Below are 2648 nucleotides of genomic sequence, written 5' to 3'. Positions count from 1 at the left end.
GGTGTCGTTGACGAGACGGGCGGGATCGTCGGCGGCATGGCGATAATAGACGGCCCCGGCAACGACGAGGTCCGGACGGGCGGCCAGGACCTCCTCGACAAGGCCGTGGTTGATCCCGACCGCGCGCGCTGCTTCGCCCATGTTGGCGTTGCGCGGGTCGCGAGAGAGCCAGGTGACCGAGGCGATGCGCTCGGGTGCCGCCAGCCGCAGGACGAGTTCGTCGGTGCACATGTTGAGCGAGACGATCCGCGCCGGCTTCGCTGCGGCCGTCGGTGCGAGGCCTGTTGCCACGACGGCGGCAATGGCCGCCATGGCGAATGCGAGTCTGGCGCGGAGGGATGTCATCCGCCGATGGCCACCTTGATGCCGCCGAAGGCGCCGAAACCCGGGACGAGGAAGCCGACCGGGTTTTCCCAGCGCTTGTCGAAGAGGTTATCGACGCGCCCGAACACCGTCACCTTCTCCGTTGCCTTGTACTCGGCTGCGAGGTTGACCAATGCGGCACCTTTCGCGTTCATCCGCGCGACCGAGAAGTCGCGATTGCCGTCGACCCAGGAGCCGACATAGAGGAGCGTCGCCGACAGGGTGAGCTTGTCCGTCGGCGTCCAGGTCGCGGTCGCGCTGGCCTTGTGGCGCGGCCGGCGCAGCAGTTCCTGGTGGGCGATCTCGTCCTTGGCCAGGGTGAAGGTGTAGTCGGCGCGGACGCGGAACTGCGGCGAGATCTCCAGCGCGGCGAAGGCCTCGACGCCCTTGGTCTCGGCCTTTCCGATATTGGCGTAGGAGGTGCGGGCCGTATTCTGGACGATGAGGTTGTCGATGTCGTTCTGGAACCAGGTGGCACCGAGCTGCATGCGCTTGTCGAAGAGCGGCTGCTCGAAGCCGATGTCCCAGCCGCGGCTCTCTTCCGGGCTCAGGTTCGGGTTGCCGTAGAAGTTGAAGCCGGGGCGATAGTCGATGAAGAGCTCGCTCAGCGTCGGCGCCTTGAAGGCCGTGCCGTAGCTCGCCTTCAGCTTGGTCTCGGAGCCGGGGATGATGACGGCCGGCGCGATGCGGTAGGTGGTGTGGCCGCCATAGCTGTCGTCGTTGTCGTGCCGGATGTTCGCCGCCAGGAAATAGCGATCCTGGATGTTGCCCTGGTACTCGAGATAGGCGGCCTTGTTGCCGTTGGAGGCGGCGAGGCTCGCCGTGTCCAGCCGCTCGCGCTCGTATTGCAGGCCCATCAGCAGGTTGTGGCCCCTGGCGATCTCGAGATTGCCGCGCCAGTCGATCTTGGTGCGCTCGCCAAGGTTCTCGTTGGGCAGGCCGAGGATGCCGGTGTTGCCGTTGGCCGTCCGCGTCGCCCGGTCCTGGTTGGTATAGGAAATGCCGAACGTGTTGACGAAGCGCCCGCCGAACGGATCCCACACGACCTCGCCGCGGGTGAAGGCCTGGGCGTAGTTCTGGAGCGAGCGATAGGGCGCCGGTAGGCTGGGAAAGCCGGTATCGCCGGTGTAGCGCAACTGCCCGTCCTGATAGCGCCCGATCCAGTTGAGCGTCAGCGTCTCGCCGAGCGCGACTCCGACGCGGCCGGAATAGCTGTAGTTGTCGAAGGCGTTGGGATTGATGCGCCGCCCGGGAGGCACGAGGTTCGGCGGCGTCACCTCGGTCGCATCGGTGCGGAAATGCGCGACGTTGAAGGCGTAGTTGAAGCGATCGTCGCCGCCGCCGAACCCGGCCGACTGGTTGAAGGTGCCGTGAGAGCCCGCCTCGATGCGCGCGGTGGCCTTCGGCGGCCCGTCCCCGCGCTTCGTGGTGATCGAGATGACGCCGCCCAGCGCGTTCGCGCCGTAGAGGCCGCTCTGCGGGCCACGCAGCACCTCGATCCGCTCGATGTCGTCGGTCAGCATCGAGCCGAAGTCGAAGGAGCGGTTCGGCGTCGACGGGTCGTTGGCCTCGATGCCGTCGACCAGCACCTTGACGTGGTTGGAGTTGGTGCCGCGCATGAAGACCGATGTCAGGCCACCCGGGCCACCCGTCTGCACGATGTTGAGGCCCGGCACGGTGGCGAGCGCCTGCGGCAGGGTGCGGCGCTGCTGCTGCTCGATCTCCTTCGCGGTGATGACGGTGACCGAACTCGCGATCTCGCGGGCCGGGGTGGGCGTGCCGGTGGCGCTGACCACGATGTCGTCGAGCGAGACAGCGCCGGTATCGCCCTGCGCCAGCGCGGGAGCGGAGCAGGCCAGGGCGAGCAGCGAAGCGGAGAGCAGCAGGCGGCCGCGTCCGGCGGCCGGGAGGAAGACGTTCACGATGGGACCTCGGGCGTTGACGTCAGTGGCACGTCACCGCGAACGCGATCTCCCATCGGCCGCGCGAGAGGCGGCAAACAGTCGAATCAGCGATCGGCTCACCCCGTCCGAACGTGTCCGCGTGTGACCACGGCTGACGGCAGGTCTCCTGGCTCGCGGGTCGGTGCCTTCACGCCGCCTTCCCAGGTCCGAGGCCCCAGTGGCATGTGGCGAAAGGCTCGCCGCTTACAGTTGCGGGGGCAGCCGCGGCATGAAGTGGCTGGCCACCTGCACCGCGTTCCCTTTTGATCCCGTGAGGGAACCGTCGCAGCGACGATTAGGGCGGAAAGGTGGCGCCGTCAAATCCCGGTGCCGGCGCCGAGC

1 protein-coding gene, 1 pseudogene and 1 riboswitch are annotated in these 2648 nt (G+C 67.6%); the gene and the pseudogene both read right to left on the bottom strand.

Annotated features, from left to right (window positions below; all coding sequences use genetic code 11):
• A pseudogene (locus ACIPIA_RS13815) lies at positions 1-345 on the bottom strand (hypothetical protein); the annotation flags it as partial.
• On the bottom strand, positions 342-2285 hold the full coding sequence (locus ACIPIA_RS13810) for a TonB-dependent receptor plug domain-containing protein (protein ID WP_400510376.1): 1944 nt from the start codon (positions 2283-2285) through the stop codon (positions 342-344). The gene ACIPIA_RS13810 and the pseudogene ACIPIA_RS13815, both read right to left, overlap by 4 nt.
• Before the next feature lie 121 nt (positions 2286-2406).
• Positions 2407-2606: riboswitch (cobalamin riboswitch) on the bottom strand.
• Positions 2607-2648 lie beyond the last annotated feature (42 nt).

The sequence above is a fragment of the Allobosea sp. CER48 genome, from assembly GCF_044752385.1.
Taxonomy (GTDB): domain Bacteria; phylum Pseudomonadota; class Alphaproteobacteria; order Rhizobiales; family Beijerinckiaceae; genus Allobosea.
Note: the sequence above shows the minus strand (reverse complement) of the source record. Positions and strands in the feature narration are given on the sequence as shown.